Origin of the sequence: Bradyrhizobium zhanjiangense (assembly GCF_004114935.1) — a bacterium.
In the GTDB taxonomy this organism is placed as follows: domain Bacteria; phylum Pseudomonadota; class Alphaproteobacteria; order Rhizobiales; family Xanthobacteraceae; genus Bradyrhizobium; species Bradyrhizobium zhanjiangense.
The window spans coordinates 1,293,396-1,311,246 of the sequence record NZ_CP022221.1 but is presented as its reverse complement, the minus strand read 5'-3'; the positions used below and the strand labels follow the sequence as shown (position 1 = coordinate 1,311,246).

The 17,851-nt window shown below is 65.4% G+C and carries 22 protein-coding genes and 1 tRNA gene; 11 read left to right on the top strand and 12 right to left on the bottom strand.

Features of this window, described 5'->3' with window-relative positions; translation table 11 throughout:
- Nucleotides 1-80 precede the first annotated feature (80 nt).
- The 3 genes from XH85_RS06225 to XH85_RS06215 form a co-directional block, all read right to left on the bottom strand.
- A complete protein-coding gene (locus tag XH85_RS06225) occupies nucleotides 81-740 on the bottom strand; it encodes a DsbA family protein (RefSeq protein WP_128931183.1) in 660 nt (219 codons plus the stop codon).
- A 98-nt stretch (nucleotides 741-838) separates the two neighbouring features.
- Nucleotides 839-1,315, bottom strand: coding sequence for a PaaI family thioesterase (locus tag XH85_RS06220; RefSeq protein WP_128931182.1), 477 nt, complete (start codon nucleotides 1,313-1,315; stop codon nucleotides 839-841).
- A 3-nt stretch (nucleotides 1,316-1,318) separates the two neighbouring features.
- Complete coding sequence (locus tag XH85_RS06215) at nucleotides 1,319-1,744, bottom strand: acyl-CoA thioesterase (RefSeq protein ID WP_128931181.1); 426 nt, start codon at nucleotides 1,742-1,744, stop codon at nucleotides 1,319-1,321.
- Between the two features lie 115 nt (nucleotides 1,745-1,859).
- Here XH85_RS06215 and XH85_RS06210 point away from each other — a divergent pair, with 115 nt between their 5' ends.
- A complete protein-coding gene (locus XH85_RS06210; RefSeq protein WP_128931180.1) occupies nucleotides 1,860-2,408 on the top strand; it encodes a TetR/AcrR family transcriptional regulator in 549 nt (182 codons plus the stop codon).
- 45 nt (nucleotides 2,409-2,453) lie between these two features.
- On the opposite strand, the gene XH85_RS06205 is transcribed toward XH85_RS06210, so the two are convergent.
- Entirely contained in the window at nucleotides 2,454-2,945 is a 492-nt protein-coding gene (locus XH85_RS06205; RefSeq protein ID WP_128931179.1) for a hypothetical protein, read from the bottom strand.
- Nucleotides 2,946-3,146: 201 nt separating this feature from the next.
- On the opposite strand from XH85_RS06205, the gene XH85_RS06200 reads away from it, so the two are divergent.
- Together XH85_RS06200 and XH85_RS06195 are read left to right on the top strand one after the other, a co-directional pair.
- The gene (locus tag XH85_RS06200; protein WP_128931178.1) at nucleotides 3,147-3,428 is read left to right on the top strand and encodes a PsiF family protein; all 282 of its coding nucleotides are present in this window, start codon (nucleotides 3,147-3,149) and stop codon (nucleotides 3,426-3,428) included.
- 98 nt (nucleotides 3,429-3,526) lie between these two features.
- Nucleotides 3,527-4,612 (top strand): AbrB family transcriptional regulator, encoded by a 1,086-nt coding sequence (locus XH85_RS06195; protein WP_128931177.1) that lies wholly within the window; start codon nucleotides 3,527-3,529, stop codon nucleotides 4,610-4,612.
- Between the two features lie 111 nt (nucleotides 4,613-4,723).
- Here the strand turns inward: XH85_RS06195 and XH85_RS06190 are convergent, their stop codons facing one another.
- Nucleotides 4,724-5,263 carry a disulfide bond formation protein B gene (locus tag XH85_RS06190; RefSeq protein ID WP_128931176.1) on the bottom strand — a complete coding sequence of 180 codons (540 nt, stop codon included), beginning with the start codon at nucleotides 5,261-5,263 and terminating at the stop codon, nucleotides 4,724-4,726.
- Nucleotides 5,264-5,416: 153 nt separating this feature from the next.
- Between XH85_RS06190 and XH85_RS06185 the strand changes: the two genes are divergently transcribed.
- The 4 genes from XH85_RS06185 to XH85_RS06170 all read left to right on the top strand — a co-directional run bounded on the left by XH85_RS06185 (nucleotide 5,417) and on the right by XH85_RS06170 (nucleotide 7,717).
- Nucleotides 5,417-5,501, top strand: a tRNA-Leu gene (locus XH85_RS06185).
- Between the two features lie 192 nt (nucleotides 5,502-5,693).
- Nucleotides 5,694-5,996: a hypothetical protein gene (locus XH85_RS06180; RefSeq protein WP_128931175.1), complete on the top strand. Its 303-nt coding sequence runs from the start codon at nucleotides 5,694-5,696 to the stop codon at nucleotides 5,994-5,996.
- An 877-nt stretch (nucleotides 5,997-6,873) separates the two neighbouring features.
- Nucleotides 6,874-7,107, top strand: a complete 234-nt coding sequence (locus XH85_RS06175; protein ID WP_128931174.1) for a hypothetical protein — start codon at nucleotides 6,874-6,876, stop codon at nucleotides 7,105-7,107.
- 205 nt (nucleotides 7,108-7,312) lie between these two features.
- The gene (locus XH85_RS06170; protein ID WP_128931173.1) at nucleotides 7,313-7,717 is read left to right on the top strand and encodes an EF-hand domain-containing protein; all 405 of its coding nucleotides are present in this window, start codon (nucleotides 7,313-7,315) and stop codon (nucleotides 7,715-7,717) included.
- 57 nt (nucleotides 7,718-7,774) lie between these two features.
- Here the strand turns inward: XH85_RS06170 and XH85_RS06165 are convergent, their stop codons facing one another.
- Nucleotides 7,775-8,182: a hypothetical protein gene (locus XH85_RS06165; RefSeq protein ID WP_128931172.1), complete on the bottom strand. Its 408-nt coding sequence runs from the start codon at nucleotides 8,180-8,182 to the stop codon at nucleotides 7,775-7,777.
- Between the two features lie 504 nt (nucleotides 8,183-8,686).
- On the opposite strand from XH85_RS06165, the gene XH85_RS06160 reads away from it, so the two are divergent.
- Together XH85_RS06160 and XH85_RS06155 are read left to right on the top strand one after the other, a co-directional pair.
- Nucleotides 8,687-9,358, top strand: coding sequence for a response regulator (locus tag XH85_RS06160; RefSeq protein ID WP_164935136.1), 672 nt, complete (start codon nucleotides 8,687-8,689; stop codon nucleotides 9,356-9,358).
- Nucleotides 9,355-11,271: a sensor histidine kinase gene (locus tag XH85_RS06155; RefSeq protein ID WP_128931170.1), complete on the top strand. Its 1,917-nt coding sequence runs from the start codon at nucleotides 9,355-9,357 to the stop codon at nucleotides 11,269-11,271. The genes XH85_RS06160 and XH85_RS06155 overlap by 4 nt, the downstream gene beginning before the upstream one ends.
- Before the next feature lie 134 nt (nucleotides 11,272-11,405).
- Here the strand turns inward: XH85_RS06155 and XH85_RS06150 are convergent, their stop codons facing one another.
- Nucleotides 11,406-11,696, bottom strand: coding sequence for a hypothetical protein (locus tag XH85_RS06150; RefSeq protein ID WP_060737488.1), 291 nt, complete (start codon nucleotides 11,694-11,696; stop codon nucleotides 11,406-11,408).
- Nucleotides 11,697-11,932: 236 nt separating this feature from the next.
- Here XH85_RS06150 and XH85_RS06145 point away from each other — a divergent pair, with 236 nt between their 5' ends.
- Entirely contained in the window at nucleotides 11,933-12,157 is a 225-nt protein-coding gene (locus XH85_RS06145) for a hypothetical protein (protein ID WP_128931169.1), read from the top strand.
- 65 nt (nucleotides 12,158-12,222) lie between these two features.
- Here XH85_RS06145 and XH85_RS06140 read toward each other — a convergent pair whose 3' ends face one another.
- From XH85_RS06140 to XH85_RS06125, 4 genes are all read right to left on the bottom strand, one after another.
- Nucleotides 12,223-12,903 carry a hypothetical protein gene (locus tag XH85_RS06140; protein ID WP_128931168.1) on the bottom strand — a complete coding sequence of 227 codons (681 nt, stop codon included), beginning with the start codon at nucleotides 12,901-12,903 and terminating at the stop codon, nucleotides 12,223-12,225.
- 81 nt (nucleotides 12,904-12,984) lie between these two features.
- The gene (locus XH85_RS06135; RefSeq protein WP_164935137.1) at nucleotides 12,985-13,695 is read right to left on the bottom strand and encodes a hypothetical protein; all 711 of its coding nucleotides are present in this window, start codon (nucleotides 13,693-13,695) and stop codon (nucleotides 12,985-12,987) included.
- A gap of 133 nt (nucleotides 13,696-13,828) precedes the next feature.
- Complete coding sequence (locus XH85_RS06130; RefSeq protein ID WP_128931167.1) at nucleotides 13,829-14,077, bottom strand: hypothetical protein; 249 nt, start codon at nucleotides 14,075-14,077, stop codon at nucleotides 13,829-13,831.
- 138 nt (nucleotides 14,078-14,215) lie between these two features.
- Nucleotides 14,216-15,181, bottom strand: coding sequence for an NAD(P)H-dependent flavin oxidoreductase (locus tag XH85_RS06125; protein WP_128931166.1), 966 nt, complete (start codon nucleotides 15,179-15,181; stop codon nucleotides 14,216-14,218).
- Nucleotides 15,182-15,305: 124 nt separating this feature from the next.
- Between XH85_RS06125 and XH85_RS06120 the strand changes: the two genes are divergently transcribed.
- Nucleotides 15,306-16,868 carry an AMP-binding protein gene (locus XH85_RS06120; protein ID WP_128931165.1) on the top strand — a complete coding sequence of 521 codons (1,563 nt, stop codon included), beginning with the start codon at nucleotides 15,306-15,308 and terminating at the stop codon, nucleotides 16,866-16,868.
- 150 nt (nucleotides 16,869-17,018) lie between these two features.
- On the opposite strand, the gene XH85_RS06115 is transcribed toward XH85_RS06120, so the two are convergent.
- Entirely contained in the window at nucleotides 17,019-17,792 is a 774-nt protein-coding gene (locus XH85_RS06115) for a thioesterase family protein (RefSeq protein WP_128931164.1), read from the bottom strand.
- Between the last annotated feature and the right edge of the window lie 59 nt (nucleotides 17,793-17,851).

Sequence of the window (17,851 nt, the reverse complement as noted above, 5' to 3'; positions counted from 1 at the left end):
CGCGCTCTAGGTTATTGTTTGAGCATGATCTTTTCGGAAAACCGCTGCGCACTTTTCCGGATCATGCTTTAGCGCTCGGCTCAGTTCATCTTGGCCTTGCGTGCGTCGGCAATGACCTGCTCGAACTCGTTCATGCTCAGCACGCCCGGTACGCGGTACTTGCCGACAATGAAGGACGGCGTGCCGCGGAAGCCAAAGGCTTCAGCTTGCTCATTGTTGCGCTTGAGAATCGCGTCGATGTCCTTGGCATGGCCGGCGAGATCGTGCTTCAGGCGGTCCATGTCGACGCCGGCGCCAGCGAGAAGCTCGTTGATGCGCGGCTCGGTCAGGCGCGAGCTGACGCCCATCATGGCGTCGTGGGCCTGATGGTACTTGCCCTGGAATTTCGCCGCGAGCGCGGTCCGCGCCGCCGTGACCGAGACCGGCCCGAGGATCGGCCAATCCTTCATCACCAGCCGCACCTTGCCGTCGTCCTGGACGACTTGGCGCAGCTCGGGCTCGAGCTTGCGGCAATAGGGACAATTGTAGTCGGACCATTCGACGATGGTGATGTTGCCGTCGGGATTGCCGGCAACCGGCGTGTCGGGATCGCGCAGCACCTTGGTTTCGGTCAGCACCTCGTCGTCATCGGCGGCGGCGCGCGCGAAAGTGATCCCGCCCGCCGCCAAGGCACCCGCCCCGATCAGCGTCAACGCCGCGCGCCGCGTCGCCACAAGGCGCTTATTCCCAGATCCAGCCATATCTCGTCCCGTTTCGGTCCCATCGCCGCAAATACGATTCGGGACCGGGAATTGTTACGGCTGATATAGAGCGTCGCGGGCGCGATGTCATCGCCATGCTATGCGCGGATCGCGGCCGGCGCTTGCGACGCCGCAGCGCGTGGCAGCATCGCCATCAGCGTGCCGGTCATGGAAGCGATCAGCGTCGTCTTGCCCTCATGTTCGGCAAAGGCCCTGGCCTCGCAGAAGGTCAGCATGCGGCCGGGTTTGACTACCTCGGCCCTGAAGACAAAGCGCGCACCGCGAGCAGGTGCGAGCAGCGTGGTCTTGAACTCGACGGTGAGGATGTCCGCTTCACGTGGCATCAGGGTGAAAGCGGCGACGCCGCAGGCATTGTCCAGGCCTGCGGTGATGATACCGGCATGGACAAACCCGTTCTGCTGCGTGAAGGCAGCCGAATGCAGCATCGCCAGCTCCACCTCGCCCGGGGCGAGATGGACAATCGAGATGCCGAGCGTGTGCATTGCCGGCTGGGCCGCGAACATCGCCATGGCCGCCGCGCGGTAATCGGGGTTTTTCGGCTCGAATGCGACCATGGTTCACGCCTCCGCCGGCACGGAAAGGTGCTTCATGGCGATCTCTCGGATGGTATCGGTGAACGGTACGGACTTCCGTAATTGGCGATCCATGTGCACGCCGGTGATCTCGCAGGTCGCCGCGAATTCGCCGGTCTCCGCATTCATCATGTCATGCCGGAAGCGGATCGACTTGTCGCGAACTTCAAGCAGATGGCTGCGGATCTCGACGATGTCGCCGGCGAGCAGCTCGCGCTTGTAGGCGATGTTCTGCTGCACCGCGGCCATGCCGCGGCCCGAGCTGCGCAGATAGCTCGGCGTCAGTCCGAGCCGGGCGAACAGATTCCAGTTGGCCTCGTCGAACTTGCCGACATACCACATGATGTTCATGTGGCCGACATGATCGCATTGCCACGGATAGACCGTGCCGCGATAGGTCGCCTCCTCCATCGCAATTCGCTCCCTGTCCTTTTCTTCCGCCTTTGCGGATTGATACGGTAGCGTATCAGAGCTTCGTCGCGCTAGCAATACGGTACCGTATCAAGAAACCGGCGAGGCTTCCTTCATGAGCGACGGCAAGGGCGATGTCTGGGTCGAGGCAGGGTTTACCGAGCTCGCCCGCTCGGGGGTCGAGGGGGTGCGGGTGGAGGTGCTCGCCAAGAATCTCGGCGTCACCAAGGGCGGTTTCTATCGCCGTTTCGCCGACCGGGCCGCACTGCTCGAAGCCATTCTGGAACGCTGGCGCGAGGGACGTATCGCGGCGATCGCGCAGCAGACGAGTCTCGACGGACAACAGCCCCGCGAGCGGCTGAAGGCGGTGATCCAGCTCTATTCCGAGCGGCTCAATCCGGCAGCCATGGCGATCGAGCTCGCGATCCGGCAATGGGCTCGCTCCGATGAGGGCGCAGCGGCGGCGGTGGCGAGCGTGGACGCGGCGCGGCTCAAGCACGTCGCCGAGCTCTATCGCGCGACCGGCCTTGCGGCCGAGGAGGCCGAGGCGCAGGCCTTCCTGTTCTATTGCTTCATCTTCGGCCAGAGCATGTTGTTCGTCGAGCGCGGCCCGCGCAAGCGGTCGCAGCTCGTGGCGAAATCGGCCGAGAAGCTGTTGGGCTAGACAAAACGGCCGGAGCGTTGCTCCGGCCGGTGCATGGTTCGAAGCTCAGGCGGCGCCCTTCAGCTTCTTGGTGCATTCGCTGTAATAGCCGCCGCCCTTCTGGATCCACTTCAAGCCGCCATTGCCGTTGGTGGCCTTGTTGGCATTGTATTGATCAACGCAGGTGTGGAGTCGCGCCTTGCCGGGGGTCTCCTTGGCGTATTTCGGATCGACCGCGTTCGGATAGATCGCGGGTCCGGCCGGCAGCGTCGGCGCGGCGGCGGGCGCGGCCTCCTTCTTCGCCTGCTTCGGCTCGGCGGGAGCGGCGGGCGCAGCCGGAGCAGCCGCCGTGGGCGCAGCGGCAGGCGTTGCGTCTGCACCGCACTGGGCCTTGCGGAAGTCATTCCATTTCATGGTGCCGAGCGAGCCGTCCTTCTTGGCCGCCTGATATTTTGCACTGCACTCCTGCGCGGTCAGTGCCTGCGCCGGCGCGCTCGCCACCAATGCCGCGACACCTGACGCTGCAATCGCACACAACAATTTTGTCTGAATGGTCATCCCTGGGTCTCCTCCTTGATCTTCCTCGAGGGAAGTGAAACGAGGATTGCTATCCTAGCGTGTCGATCGCTTGCGACAAGGATGCGATGAGTTGCGCCGGCAAAATATAGTGATCCCGTCGCTCAACTCATTCATGTCGCGTTCAGCAAGGCGAGCCGACGTTCCCAAGCCTTCGCAATTCTCCCAAGAAGAGTGCAACACATGACCTTCACCTCCCGCCTCGCCGCCCTCGCTCTCGTCTCCCTGCTCGCCACCGGCACCGCCTTCGCACAGACCGCCGCGCCGGCCGCCAAAACCGACGCTGCTGCCACCGCCGACAGGAAGGCGCCGAAGGAGCGCTCGGCCGAATCGCTCGAATGCTCCAAGCAGGCGGACGCCAAGGGATTGAAGGGCAAGGAGCGCAAGAAATTTCGCCGCGAGTGCATGAAGGAAGCAAAGGCCGGCACCGCCGCGCCCGCCGCCCCTGCCGCCGACAAGAAGTAAGTCCGTCCCGACCTCCGCGAACATCAGTGAGAGGCATGCGCATTGCGGCATGACGAACCCGCAATTGTGCGCTTCTCGCTGATTTGCGATAAGGCGGCGTGAAACAAATCGTCGCCTCCCTGCCGTTCGAATGGCCGAGCCGTGCCAATGTCTTGAGCACGATGGAGACGCTTGTCATCGGCACCGCCGGTGGCCTCGTGTTTCTCGTCGCGGGCCTTCCCGGCGGGCTGATCTCGGGCGCGATGATCGCGGTCGGGATCGCCGCAATCGCCGGCCGCCAGCTGGCGCTGCCGCCGATCCTGACCCAGACCGTGCTGGTGCTGCTCGGCATTTCGCTGGGCTCGGTGGTCTCACGCCATCTGATCCAGCAGGTCAGCGCCTATCCCGTCACCATCGGCCTGCTTGCGCTCGCGACCTTCTGCTCGACCTTCGGATCGAGCTATTACCTGCAGCGCGTCCATGGCTGGGACCGTACCTCGGCCTTCCTTGCCGGTAGTCCCGGCGCGCTGTCGCAGATCACGATCCTGGCGGTCGAGCGCGGCGCCGACCTGCCGGGCATCGCGGTGGTGCAGACCATGCGCGTCATCATCCTCACCGCGGCGCTGCCGATGGTGCTGGCGATCGCGGGCGTGGCGCCCTCAGCCGCACCGTCGCTGACGACGACGATCGCCTCGCCGCTCGGCCTCGTGGTGCTGGCCGCAGCTTCGCTGGCGGTGGCGCTCTTCTTGCGGCTGATCAAATTTCCGGCGAGCTGGATGTTCGGCGCGATGATCGCCTCCAGCGTGCTGCATGGCGCCGGTTGGGTCGAGGGCGGCCTGCCAAACTGGGTACGCGGCGTGGCCCTGGTCGGAATCGGCGCCCTGATCGGCAGCCGCTTCGCGCGGATGCGGATCAAGACGCTCGCGGGTCATCTCAACGCGGCGCTGGGCTCGTTTACAGTGGCAATCGCCGTCTCCGCCCTCTTCGTCGGCATCGTCGCGCTCACCACGCCGGTGAAATTCTCCGATGTCGTCGTTGCCTTCGCACCGGGCGCGATGGACGCGATGCTGGCGCTGGCCCTGACGCTACACATCGACCCGATCTTCGTCGGCGCCCATCATCTGTCGCGCTTCGTCTTCGTGACGATCGCGACACCCGGCATCGTGCACTTGTTCGGGCGCACGCAAGATGATGTGGATGATTGACGGGCTCTCGTAGCGTGGGCAAAGCGCAGCGTGCCCACCAGCGACTGGTGTGAGCGTCGATGAATGGTGGCACGGCGCGAAGAGCGCCTTTGCTCACCCTACGGCAGCTACCTAACGCTTCGCCGTCCGCATAAATCCCCATGCGGCGATTGCGGCCATCAGCAGCGAGATCAGCACGTTGTAGCCGGCCAGCGAGAGGCCGAGGAAGCGCCACTGCACCTCGTCGCAGCGGACCACCTTCACGGTGTCGAGCCGCGAGAAAAGGTCGCCGGCGTTGCCGAGATTGACCACGGGACCGGAGCAGTCAGTCGGCCCCTGCCAAAACCCCCATTCGACGCCGGAGTGATAGGTGCCGAGACCGGCATTGGCGAGCGTCGCCAGCGCGAGGATCGCCAACGCAGCGAGCAGCAGCGGCCGCGGCGCGCCGCTCCTGGCCGCAAGCGCCGTGAGGGCACCGAGCGGGATCGCGAGATAATAGGCGTAGCGCTGCTCCAGGCAGAGCGGACAGGGCACAATCTCAAGCACGAGCTGGAAGAACCAGGCCCCCGCGATCGTGGCGGCGGCGATCAGCGTGACGAGCAGTGAGGCGGTCAGCGCGGGACCGGCGCTGGCCGGCTTGAAAGCTGGTATGGCAGCACTCCGGGTCGTCACGGCAGCCTCTCTCCGATGGGTCGCGCGTCTAAGCCTCTAACTCCGGCCCATGCGGCTGTCGAGAACGGCGGGGATCACTTTGGCGCGGGTTGACCCCGTCCTGTCCATGGCTATAGTCCGCCGGCTTCGCGACGTCCCTTGGGCAGACCGAAGGCCCCTGTGGCGGAACTGGTAGACGCGCTCGACTCAAAATCGAGTTCCGCAAGGAGTGCTGGTTCGATTCCGGCCAGGGGCACCAGCCTTCGCTGCTTCGCAGCTACGGCTGGGCGAGCCAGGCGCAAGTCTATCCAATGCGAAGGAGCGAAGGCTGTCCCGCCGGGGCCTTGGCGAAGGCGGACTGGCTCAACGTTGCTCCACCCCCCTCCCCTAGCCATTCTCCCATCCCCACTGTATAAGCCCTCAGCTTCTTCACTGAACCGAAGGAGCTCACATGAACGATCTGCACGCGTGGCTTTCGCAGCAGCACCACGGTTTGCGGACCTTCCAAATCTTCCAGCAAAAGCTCGAGACGCTCGGCCGGGACGATCCCGCCCAGCGTGGCCTGTGCCGTCTGCTCAGCGGTGTCGTCGGCAGCTATGTCGAGGCCTTTGACGAAGCCCCGCTGCCGGTCGAGGTCGCCGACGGCGCCTATCGTCGCCTGCTGACGCTGCTCGCCAGCCTCGATCTCCACGGAGACGCCACGAGGCGGCTCGCCGACATCAACCGCGTGGCGACCTGCGAATTGTGGCGGTGATCGGCAGCATGAGCGTGCACACTTCAATTTTCAAACAGCGAGACGCGCCTGTACAGCCTCGCGACGCATGACGCCCGAGTCTTGTGCTTCGCTTGACGCCCCTTCGTTGGAAAGGGCGCAGGGAAGACCGGGTGCTGGCTGGCACCCGCGGTCCGCTGTGCGCAAATTGCGCGAAGACAAATGCACAGCGGCATACAGGGCAGCCTGGACATCCCGGCCTTTCCCTGCGCAGTGGTTTGACGGCTTATGGCGCGCTCTCCCCGGGGAGCGATGCACTATTGCCCCCGTCGCCTTGCGGATGGCTGATGCGCGCGCCCGGTCGGGCAGCACGTACCACCGCAAGCCTTGACGCACAGACCCCGGGCGCCAGGACCACACGCTTTTGCCGTACGCGAACCGCACCTGTCGTTTGCGCACCGCTCAACCGCTCACGGGCCAAACCCGCCCTGCGATTGCCCAGCGCGCCGATGCGCTCCACGCCCACCGCCACCCGGCCCGCGTATCGTGACGATCGCGAAACGCCCCTTATCCATGGGCCGGGATGAACGATACATACGATATTTCCGAATTTCGGTCAATCGGAATCTTTCGGCTTCCGAAGGGGCGAGAGTTCTGACAGACCTTGTTCCGATAGGGAATCATCTTCTGCAGATCGATGGCCTCATTCTTGTCCCGGCTCTATCCACATCGTCATTGCGAGCGCAGCGAAGCAATCCAGGAATGCATCCGCGGAGATAGTCTGGATTGCTTCGTCGCAAGCGCTCCTCGCAATGACGAGGAGGAGAGATTACGCGTCCGGTACTGCCGGAGGCATTCGACTTCGCCGCGCAATTCCCTATATCCTGTGGCAACCGATCTGATGCAGCGGACAGCTCTGATGGCGAGAAGACGTGCGACGGAAGCGGACGCCGACGACCTCCCCCGCTTCTTCGTCTGGGTCCGGGGCCTCGAAGGGCCCGAACCTCAGAAATGGATGACGATGGATTTCGGCGTCGGCGACTGGAAGCGGCCGCTCGTGCTGGCCTATCTGGAGCTGCCGGAAGACGAACGGCATCTGTCCTTGTCGGTGCTGGCCCGGCGCTATCCACCGCCGCGGGATGATCTTTCGTGAGCCGGGCTAGGGTGTGTAACGTCGGCTCCGCAAGGCGAAGCGGAGGTCACCCCGCTTGAGCGTGATCGGCGGCTTGTGACCCAAGGCTGCTCGTGCACGCGGTCGTATTGTGTGCGGGGTGCGTAGGCGAAGGCTGGGACCAGAGGATCAATACTACTCGTGCCGAATTAATGAGACAGGCTACACATTTCGGAGGAGGTTCGAAATGTACACGCGCGTTCTGGGACTCACGATATCTGCTCTCATGCTGACGTACGGCCCGGTCGGTGCGATCGCACAAGACCGAATGATACCCCAGCCAGATCAGCAACAAATGCAATTCCATCCCACGGGCCAGGAAGGCGCGAGCACGATGGGGCAAGGCGGCATGTTGGGGCACGGAATGATGGGAGGACGTATGATGGGGCGCGGCATGATGGGTGGGAGCGCGATGGGATCACCCTTTATGATGCGCATGATGTTCGCTCTGATGGACGCCGACGGCGATGGGACCATCTCACTGCAGGAGTTTCAGGCAGCTCACGAACGGATCTTCAAGGCAATGGACAGCAATAAAGATGGCAAGCTGACCCTGGAGGAGATGCAAGTGTTCATACACGGCACGAGGTGATCGTCTCCGGCGGATGGCGCGCGTCGCGTGCGCCATCCGCCCCCGAAGAAATGAGCCTTAAGCCTTCAGGTCCGTGATCCGCATAATCGCGACCACACTCCCATCGTTGTACGCCTGTTCTTTCGTGTCCTTGTTGCAGGTCCAGACAAAATTCTTCTTGCCCGTAAAGGTCTTTCCCTCCTGGTCAAGTCGAAGCTCCCCTTCGGTGATATGGCAGACCATGGCATTCATCATCGGGGGCCCCATGGTCTTCGACCCCGGCTGCATAATGATATCGCGCATTGAGACGGTCTTAAAACCTGGGATCAGGGATGGTGTCTCGCCTTCATATTCACGCACCACGACACCTGGCCAAGGCGCCGTATCCTTGTAGCCTGTGGTTTGCGCGGCGGCTGGCTTGATCACGGCAGCTGAAGCCGCTGCCAACCCGAATCCCAGTGCAGACCTTCGATCGACCTTGCTCATCGCTTTTCTCCCGACATTACCGAACGAGCCGTTGCATAAGCAGCGCGCAAAGTTCGTGGTGAACGGTGGAGCGAAACCGAAAAAAGGACGGTCTCTAAGAGAGCGTGCCTGCCGATAGCACCAGTGCGGCTCATTTACCCGGACGGAGATTTCGGCACGTCCCGCCTCAAGGGCAGTAATATTCTACGTCACCTGAGGCATCCGGGGAACAGGTGGCGACGCACGAAGACACTGCGGCCGAATGTCCGGAATTGGCCCAACTCGAACGTCTAGTGTGCTGCCGTAACGGACCAGTGTCGGAAGGCGGAGCGGACCTCATCCGCGCCCTGAGTGCAGCGCCGATTGAGCACGCGCTCCAGCCTGGGCGCAAGCCACGACCGTCTGTCCGCGCCTGGCGCGAGACCGTGTCATCGTCGCCCCCATGATTATGGGTGTCACGGCATCCGCACTGCGGTTAGACTTGCCTCGCGCCGCGGGAGACACGCGGGTCGCGGGACGATGAACATGAGCGAACAGGGCGAGACGGGTGAGGCCATCACCATCCTCCTCGTCGAGGACGACGCGCCGACCTGCTGGCGGCTGCAGGACGCGCTGGTCAAGGCCGGTTACGAGGTGCGTAGCGCCGGCACGCTCGGAGAAGCCCGGTCTGCGCTCGGCGAGGGGACGCCTCGCGTGCTGCTCACCGATCTCAGGCTGCCCGACGGCCACGGCATCGAGCTGATTCGCGAAACCCGGCAGCGCTTTCCCGAGACCGAGATCATGGTGATATCGGCGCTCGGCGACGAGGAAAGCGTGATCTCGGCGATCACCGTGGGTGCGACAGGCTATCTCCTGAAGGATGCCTTCCCGACCGATATCGCCACCACTGTACGCGATCTGGTCGCCGGCCATTCGCCGATCTCGGCCTCGATCGCCCGCTTCATCGTGCGGCGAACGCAGAGTTCGGCGGAGCCCTCGCCCGGCCCCGCGCTCAACACGGCCAAGCTGACCCCGCGGGAGATCGACATCCTCTGGGGCATCGCCAAAGGCTTCAGCTATGCCGAGATCGCGAGCCATCTCGGCCTGTCCAGGCAGACCGTGCCCGGCCACATCAAGAACATCTATCGCAAGCTCGAGGTGCACACCCGCAGCGAGGCCGTGTTCGAAGCCGTGCAGCAGGGCCTGATCAAGCTGTGAGCGAGATCGCGGCGAAGATACTCACGCGCCCGCGGCGCCGGCTGATTGTGTCGCGCCTCGTGCCTTATCTACTGCTCCAGGCCCTGATCGTCATCGTCACCGTGCTTGGGCTCCGGCTGCTGCAACCCGGCGATCCCGAAGACTTCGCCGTGAGCGATTTTTCGGCGCGCGAGGACGGCACGATGCGCGCGGTGAGGCTGCCGCACTTCACCGCATCGCGCTATTCGCTGGCCGACCCGCCGCTCTACACCGCCGCCTTCACATTCTGGCCGGGCGATGCGGGATCGGGATGGTCGGTGTATCTGCCGCGCTTCAGCAACGCGGTAGAGGTCGCAGTCAACGGCGTCGTGGTGCTGGATTCCCGGCGTGACGCCAATGCCAACCGGCCGGACCGCAACACGCCGCAGATCGCGGCGATTCCGTCCTCGCTGCTGCGCGACGGCGCCAACGATCTCACGGTGCGGCTGTTCGTCTGGGGGCCGCTGAAGGGCTTTCTCGACACCGTCTATGTCGGGCCGGACGCCGGCTTGCGTCCCGCCTATGAGACGCGCACGCTGCTGTTCGTCACGCTGCCCGTCGTGTTCTCCGCCTGGCAATCGATCCTCGCGGTCATCCTTGCGATCATGTGGCTGATGCGGCGTCACGAGCCGGTTTACGGCGTGCTGGCGGTGGCGATGGTGCTCGGCGTGGTGCAGGCGTTCGTGCCGCCGCCGGTGCCGCCGGCCACGACGTCGCGGCTCGCCGCCGTGCTGCTGGCATCCGCACCGATCGAGAGCGCGCTGATCGTCGTGTTCGGCATGCTGTTCTTCGGTTGGCGCTGGCCGCGGTATGGCACGCTGCTGTTCGTGCCAGGCCTCGTCGTGTTCGTGGTCGGGCTGATCGGGGGCCCGCCGCTGCCACGCATTCTCTTTCTGGTGCTCGGCATTCCCACGGTCGGACTGTGCTTGTTCCTGATGGCCTGCGTGACCGCAGCCGCAGTGGTCCGGCGGCAGGACGCGGCAAGCTTCACGATCGGCTGCGCCGTGACCATCGTGTTGGTCTGCTGGGTCCAGGACATGCTCACGGTGTTGGAGATCGCGACCAACGATCGCATCTTCGTTTCGCGCCTGTCCTATTCGGCGATGCTGGTCGCGATCGGCGCCGGGCTGACCTGGCGCTTCGCCCGCGCGCTGAACCAGGTCGACAGCTTTGCCGGCCAGCTCGTTGCACGGGTCGGCGAGGCCGAGGAACGGCTGAAGGCAAGCTTTGCCCGCGAGGAGGCGCGCGCCCGCGCCGCTGCGCTCGCCAATGAGCGCACGCGGCTGATGCGGGACCTGCATGACGGCCTCGGCGGCCAGCTCGTCAGCATCGTCGCGCTCTCCGAGCGCGGCCATGAGGGCGCGACCATCACGGAGGCCGCTCGCGCAGCACTGAAAGATCTGCGCCTCGTCATCGATTCCATGGACGACATCGGCGGCGACCTGATGCTCGCGCTCGGCTCTTGGCGCGAGCGCGCGACGGCGCAATTGCGGCCGCACGACATCGCGCTCGACTGGCGCGTGGCGACGCCGCAGGGCCTGCCGCTGCATCCCGAATTGCGGCCTTGGCACGTTATCCAGATCGTGCGCATCCTCGACGAGGCCGTGACCAACGCCGTCAAGCACGCAGAGGCGCGCCACATCGCGGTCAGCATCGAGACGCTCGACGACGATCACGGGCCGTATGGCGTGATCAGCGTGACGGACGACGGCAAGGGCTTTGCGCTCGCCGGCAATGGCGCGAGCGCCGGCCAGACCGCGCGGGGCTTGCGCAACATGAGGAGCCGCGCCGCCCGCTGCGGCGCGGTGCTCGATCTGAGCTCGGATGCCTCAGGCACGCGCGTGCGGCTGCAATTGCCGCAGCGTTTTCCCGACAGCGATGCGGCTGCGGGCTGAAAAGCCCCCTCCCCGAACGTGTGGGGCGCACGGAGAGAGGGGACGGGCCGGGTCCTCTGCGGAGGACGGGGGGTGTTCGTCCGCAGGGGCTCTGTTGGCCCGAAGCAATGCAATCAAATCAATCGAATGGAATATCAGCGCACGCCGACGCGATTGACCGGGCCGCCGCGGTTCATCGGCGTACCGGCGCGCACGCCGACACCGGGCGCGCCGACACCGGGTGTCGCGACCGCGGCCCGCGCAACCGGAGCTCCCGGCGCGACCACCACGGCCGCAGTCGGCCGCACCACGCAGCCCTTGGGCACGCCGACCGTCTTGCAATAGACCACGGCCTGCGCCGGGCTCGTGCCCAGCGACACCATCGCCGCACCCGCCAGCGCCATGATCGTCAGCCCGGCGCTCAGCGCTCCCGCTCTTTTCGACATCTTGCTCTCCTGCTTCCCGTCCGGCGTCCCGGTGCAATCACCGGGTTTCGCAGCCGAGGTGCAGCCTGAATGGCAAAAGACCGAGCACGGATACATGCCATGAAGATGGGGGTGCCAAGCCCGAGAGGGCGCACCCGGTGCCATGAACATGGCATGGACCGGCGCCCGGACTTCGCGAGATCGTCCGCCCCGCTTGATCCCAGGCGGGACCAACGACAATCCCAAAGAGGTGCTTTATGAAGATTTCGGTTCTTGCCGCGCTGCTGCTCGCCGCCACCGCCGTGTCCGCCGCTGCGCAATCCGGTCCGACGCCGCAGGAGCAGATGGCCTGCCGCGGCGATGCCAGCAAATTCTGCGCCGAACATATCGGCAAGCCGCCGGAGATGAATGCCTGCCTGCGCCAGAACAAGACCAAGCTCTCCGACTCCTGCCGCAAGGTCGTGGAATCGCACGGCGGCTGAGCCGGCCCTCAAGTCCGGGAGCGCTCCAGCCGAGCGAGCCCGGACTCTGTTTTGCGGATCTTGCTTTAGTCGTCGTCAGGCCCGAACAGCCTGATCTGCGGGAAGCCGCTGCGTGGGCGGCTTGCGATATCGCGGGCATCGGAATCTTCGCGGATGTTGCGCGCGACGTCGTCCCAATCGGTGCGGTCGCGCGGGCCGCGCATCTCGCGGGTCTCGTAATAGTGGCGGCGCGCGGCCCAGCGTTCGCGGCGCTCCATCCGGCGCCGTTCGGACGCGGCGCGCTTCACGTCGGAATCCCGCGCCTTGGCATAGGCGTTGTCCGGCGAAGCGGCCGGCTCTGTCGCTGCCTGCTGCTCCGCAGGCCTGGGCGCGGCTGATGCCGGCTTGGACTGTTCCTTGGACGGCTCGACCGCGGCTGCTTGCGACGGCCGCGGTACTGGCGGTTCAGCGGTCGCTTGAGTGGTCTGCGTATCGGGCTTGGCGGGTTCAGACTTTGCCTCGGCCTGCGCCGGTGCGGCAATGATCGCGCCAAAAGCCTGCGAACCGGTGAGATAATTCACGCGCTCGGATGGTGCGTTCATCGCCGCCGCTGTGGCAACGGCATCGGCGCGCTTGCTGGCGTCCGATCCCTGCTTGGGCGCGATCGGATTCATGATGTTGCCGGCGAGGATGCCGCCGCCGAGACCAATGGCGATGGCCGCGACAATGGTTCCGGCACCGACGAAATAGGCGGTCGAGGCGCGCATTGATCCACTCCCTCTTTGGGGCGAGCAACGCACGTTGATTGCCGGATGTTCCTGATGCCGCAGCAGTTCCCAAAGGAACTGTCAGATCTGCTGCGCGACCTTCTCCAGCCCGATGATGCGGGCGAGCTTGCGCACTTCCTCTTTCTGGTCGTCACGCAGCTGGAACAGCAGCGGCATCGCCGCCGACTTCAACTGCTGAACCTCGTCGCAATTCGGATCGATCGGCACGCCCGGCGCGTTCGGATTGGAGAGCTTGTTTGCCGAGATCTTGCGGACGACGTTGCGGAGCGCCGTCTCGACCGAGGGCCAATAATATTCCTGCGACGACGAGAGTTTCAGGCGATCCCTGATACCCGCGATCTGTGCGTCGGACAGCAGCGCATAGGATTTCTGCGGCTGCGGCTTGGCCACCACCTTCGGCTTGGCCGGGACTTCGACGGCGGGGACCTCCGCTGCGGCGGGCGCCTCGTGCGAACTTGCCTTCGGCATCGGGAAATCGGAAGGCGTGGCGGCGGCAAAGGCCTGGCGCAGCGGCTCGGTCAGCACAGGCGTCTGGGCGAGCTTGTCGGCGGCGACCTGCACCGGCTCGATTGCGGCCGAGGCCAGCGCCAGCGTCGGAACCAGACGGTCGGCCTTGGCGGCGCGATTGGTGGCGAGCGGCTTGGCCGGAGGCGCCTGCGTGATCATCTCCGCGCTGACACTGGGCACGCTGTCACGGCCGAGAATGGCGGTCGTCGCAGCGCCGAGGACGAGGAAACAGGTCAGCGCGACGATGGTGATGGCTTTGGACAAACGTCTCTCCGCGCCCAACTTTCAAGTCCACGTGATCACTGCCCGGAAACTGGGCGATAATTAAGGCTTAACCGTGCAATTGCGGCGGCAATCGCGCGGACTGCGGCGACATCGCCTGAAATGTTCAACGAAATCAGGCAGCTGCCGCAAGTTCGTAGGCATCCTGGATGTCGGCCACGATCTCGGAGGCCTCCCAGACCGCGCGCGGCTCGACCGATTGCAGCGTCACCGTCCAATTGCCGCCGCGGCGGGTGCGAGCGACGCTGACGATGTCGAAGCGCACGTTGCGGCACAGCGGGTGTCGGGCCAGCGCGTGGGCCACGCGAACGCGGATTTCGTCCAACGTCGCGGCTGTTTTGCCGTTGAGATAGTTGAAGTCCATCGCCTGTCCCTCTCGGTCCTGATTGGCGGCCTTGAAGGGATTCTTGGCGGGCGATGGTTAATCTGCCGTTAAGTGAGCGGGGCGGAAGAGCGCGGGATTAACCGTGAGCGGGGCGTCTCCCAGCGTCATGGCCGGGCTCTACTGTCCGCCCGCCTCGCGATATTCGGTAACCGTCCGCGCAACGAGATCGTCGACAGTGAGCACGTCCGTCACCCCCGATGTCGAGTGCCCACCGCTCCAGATGTCGCGCCAGCGTTTCGGCCGGCTCGCGCGCGCGGCGACGTCGATGTCCTTGGCGATGTCGATCGCCCCGCGCGCCGGCAGGTCGTCGGGATCGAGACCCGCGGCCACGATCGACGGCCTCAGCATGCTGGTCTGCAGTCCCGTGAAGGCGGTGGTGAGCAGGACGTCGTCGGCGCTGCTCTCGACCAGCATCCGCTTGTAACGATCATCCGCCATGCTCTCGCGCGTCGCAATGAACTTCGTGCCCATGTAGGCGAGATCGCAGCCGAGCACTTCGGCGGCATGCAGCGCGCGGCCGTCGCTGATGCCGCCGGCGAGCACGATGATGCCGTCGTAGAATGCACGCACCGCGCGGACGAAGGCGAACGGATTGAGCCAGCCGGTCTGGCCGCCGGCGCCCGCGGTCAGCAGCACCAGCCCATCCGCACCGGCTTCCGCCGCGCGTTCGGCATGGCGGATCGAGGCGACATCCGCCAGCACCAACGCGCCGGCGTCATGCAGCGGCTTCGCTACAGGCGCGGGCGAGCCGACCGAGGTGATGACGATCTCCGGCCTGTGCCGCAGCAGCACGGCGAGATCCTGCTCCAGCCGCGCGTTGGAGTGGTGCACGATCAGGTTCGGACAAAGCGGCGCCGCCTTGCGTCCGGTTTGCTCTTCGTGCTGCCGCAACCGGGTTTCGATCGCGGTGAGCCATTCGTCGAGCTGTTCGGCGCTACGGCAATTCGCGGTTGGGAAGCTGCCGATCACGCCGTTGCGGCAGGCCGCGACCACGAGCTCGACGCCCGACACCAGAAACATCGGCGCCGCGATCAGCGGCAGATCAAGACGATCGCGGAAGCGCTGCAGTCGGTCTGATGGCACGCCAATCTCCCTGTCATTCCTGCCGCCCTGCGCGGGCTTTGTCGTTCCATCCCGCATTCGCTGTGCTAGCGTCGTCAGCAACATTGGCACGCCAGAAGCCGATGACAAAGCAACGAGGAAACATATGTCCGATCCGCTCCACGCATCGTCCCCGGCTTGTGCGCAGACGCTACGGGCGCTGTCGCGCTATCCCGGCCGCACCGCTTTCGCCTGGCCTGAGGGATCGCTGAGCTATCATGGCACCATCGACCTGATCGGACGCATCCAGGGCGTGTTCATGCGGCTTGGATTGCAGCCCGGCGCGCGCGTCGCCTTCCTCACCGCCAACCGCGCCGACACCTGGTGCGCCGGCGTCGCGGCGCAGTTGTCGCGGCTCTGCATCACCTGGCTGCATCCTTTGGGATCGCTGGAGGACCAGCTGTTTCAACTCGAGGATTCCGACGCAGAGATGCTGGTGGTCGACGTGGCCGCCTTCCGCGATCGTGGCGGCGAACTCGCCGCGAGGGCCGGCCGGCTCAAGGCGGTCTTCACCATGGGACCAGCCAGCTATGGCGTCGATCTGCTGGCGGCGATCGAGACTGCGGGACACGCCAGCGCGCAGTGCCTCGCCGGCCCCGACGATCTCGCCACGCTGAACTACACCGGCGGCACGACCGGTAAATCCAAGGGCGCGCTGCGCTATCACCGCGAGAATGCCGGGGCCGCCGCCGCGATCCTCGCCGACTTCGAGATCCCCGAGGCCGCGCGCTATCTCACGGTCGCGCCGATCAGCCATGTCGCCGGCACGAAGGTGCTGCCGACCTTGATGCGCGGCGGCACCGTGCACATGCTCAAGAGTTTCGACCCCGAGGCGATGCTGGCGACGATCGCGCGCGAGCGCATCAATTTCACGCTGCTCGTGCCGACCATGATCTATGTGCTGCTCGATCATCCCGCGCTCGGCAGGACCGACCTGTCCTCGCTCGAGCTGGTGCTCTATGGCGCCTCCGCGATGTCGCCGAGCCGGCTGGCCGAGGGCATCGAGCGCATCGGGCCGGTTTTCTCGCAGCTTTACGGACAGACCGAATGCTATCCCGTCTCGGTGCTGCGCAAGGCGGATCACGATCCCAAGACACCGGAGCTATTCCTGTCCTGCGGCTTCCCGATCGCGGCCTGCGAGGTCAAGATCCTCGACGACGACGACCAGGAGGTGAAGACGGGGGAGCCCGGCGAGATCTGCGTGCGCGCGCCGCACGTGATGGCGGAGTACTGGAAGCGGCCCGACATCACCGCCGAGACGCTGAAGAACGGCTGGGTCCACACCGGCGACATCGCGCGCAAGGACGAGCGCGGCTACATGTTCATCCTCGACCGCAAGAAGGACATGATCGTCTCCGGCGGCTTCAACATCTTCCCGCGCGAGGTCGAGGACGTGCTGTCGCAGCATGCCGACGTCGCCATGGTGGCTGTCGTCGGCGTTCCCGACGAGAAATGGGGCGAGGCCGTCACCGCCATCGTCGTGCCGCGCGAGGGCGCAAGGCCCGATCCGGACGAGCTGATCAACCTGGTGAAGATACGAAAGGGCTCGGCGCACGCGCCCAAGCAGATCCAGTTCGTCAAGCAGCTGCCGATGACCGGCGTCGGCAAGGTCGACAAGAAGGTGCTGCGCGCGGGCTTCTGGAGCGGGCGCGACCGGATGGTGGGGTGAGTGCAGCTCTCGTGTCCCGGACGCGGCGCAGCACGCAAGTGATGCGGCGCAGAGCCGGGACCCACTGCTGCATGCCCCGGCCGAGACATGGGCCTCGGCGCGGCCGCGCAATGCTTCGCGTTGCACGGCGTCCGGGGCACGAAGGCCGCCCTACCTTTTCTCGATCACCAGGCTCTGCACCGCCCGGCCGAAATAGCCTTGCCGATCAGCCAGCCGCGACATTGCCAGCCCCGCGCCGTCGGGGCCGATCCAGGAGTCGCCGTCGAGCAGGATCCACTCGCCCACCGGCTGCCGCGCAAAGCTCACGGTGAGATCGGCGTTGATGTAGGTCCAGGCGCGGAAGTCGAGCGTCGAGGCGGTGCCGTTGGAGAAGTCGGCGGCGACCACGGCGCGCATCGCCTGCGAGATCGCCTCGCCTGCAATCAAGGGATGATCGACGCGAAACCAGATCGCGCCGGCACCGGCCTGGCCGAAGCGACCGCGCGCGGCACGCATCGAGACCGAGCGCACGAACGGACTGGTGGCGGCGTGACCATCTTCGACCAGCGAGTCCTCGGGCGAAGGCAGCGTAACCGGCAGCTCCTTGACGTCGTCGGGCAGGCTCAGCGCCTGGCGCCTGATCTTGAGCACGGTGGCACCGACCACCTGCACGCCGTCGGCGAGCAGCTTGATTTCGCAGAGCTGGATCTTGCGGCCCTCACGCAAGACCTCGGTCGCGATCGTCAGTGGCGCCACCGGCACCGGACGCATCAGATCGATCGTGACCCGCGCGATCTCCATCGGAACAGGCGTCGGAATGCGTTCGGCTGCCCACGTCACCAGCGACGCCGGCGCCGAGCCGTGCTGCATGCGGCGGTCCCACGGCCCCGCGGCGTCCGGGCTGGTGACGACGCTGTTGCCGTCGACGCGGTAGATGGGGGGCATCGTTTCAATCAGTCTCAGTTGACGTTCCCCGGACGCTGCGCAGCGCGTAGCGGTGCGCT

Excerpts from the sequence above, each read along its gene's own strand:
- XH85_RS06225 (WP_128931183.1), bottom strand. The coding sequence starts at position 740 with ATGGCTGGATCTGGGAATAAGCGCCTTGTGGCGACGCGGCGCGCGGCG.
- XH85_RS06220 (WP_128931182.1), bottom strand. The coding sequence starts at position 1,315 with ATGGTCGCATTCGAGCCGAAAAACCCCGATTACCGCGCGGCGGCCATG.
- XH85_RS06215 (WP_128931181.1), bottom strand. The coding sequence starts at position 1,744 with ATGGAGGAGGCGACCTATCGCGGCACGGTCTATCCGTGGCAATGCGAT.
- XH85_RS06210 (WP_128931180.1), top strand. The coding sequence starts at position 1,860 with ATGAGCGACGGCAAGGGCGATGTCTGGGTCGAGGCAGGGTTTACCGAG.
- XH85_RS06205 (WP_128931179.1), bottom strand. The coding sequence starts at position 2,945 with ATGACCATTCAGACAAAATTGTTGTGTGCGATTGCAGCGTCAGGTGTC.
- XH85_RS06200 (WP_128931178.1), top strand. The coding sequence starts at position 3,147 with ATGACCTTCACCTCCCGCCTCGCCGCCCTCGCTCTCGTCTCCCTGCTC.
- XH85_RS06180 (WP_128931175.1), top strand. The coding sequence starts at position 5,694 with ATGAACGATCTGCACGCGTGGCTTTCGCAGCAGCACCACGGTTTGCGG.
- XH85_RS06175 (WP_128931174.1), top strand. The coding sequence starts at position 6,874 with ATGGCGAGAAGACGTGCGACGGAAGCGGACGCCGACGACCTCCCCCGC.
- XH85_RS06170 (WP_128931173.1), top strand. The coding sequence starts at position 7,313 with ATGTACACGCGCGTTCTGGGACTCACGATATCTGCTCTCATGCTGACG.
- XH85_RS06165 (WP_128931172.1), bottom strand. The coding sequence starts at position 8,182 with ATGAGCAAGGTCGATCGAAGGTCTGCACTGGGATTCGGGTTGGCAGCG.
- XH85_RS06160 (WP_164935136.1), top strand. The coding sequence starts at position 8,687 with ATGAGCGAACAGGGCGAGACGGGTGAGGCCATCACCATCCTCCTCGTC.
- XH85_RS06150 (WP_060737488.1), bottom strand. The coding sequence starts at position 11,696 with ATGTCGAAAAGAGCGGGAGCGCTGAGCGCCGGGCTGACGATCATGGCG.
- XH85_RS06145 (WP_128931169.1), top strand. The coding sequence starts at position 11,933 with ATGAAGATTTCGGTTCTTGCCGCGCTGCTGCTCGCCGCCACCGCCGTG.
- XH85_RS06140 (WP_128931168.1), bottom strand. The coding sequence starts at position 12,903 with ATGCGCGCCTCGACCGCCTATTTCGTCGGTGCCGGAACCATTGTCGCG.
- XH85_RS06130 (WP_128931167.1), bottom strand. The coding sequence starts at position 14,077 with ATGGACTTCAACTATCTCAACGGCAAAACAGCCGCGACGTTGGACGAA.
- XH85_RS06120 (WP_128931165.1), top strand. The coding sequence starts at position 15,306 with ATGTCCGATCCGCTCCACGCATCGTCCCCGGCTTGTGCGCAGACGCTA.
- XH85_RS06115 (WP_128931164.1), bottom strand. The coding sequence starts at position 17,792 with ATGCCCCCCATCTACCGCGTCGACGGCAACAGCGTCGTCACCAGCCCG.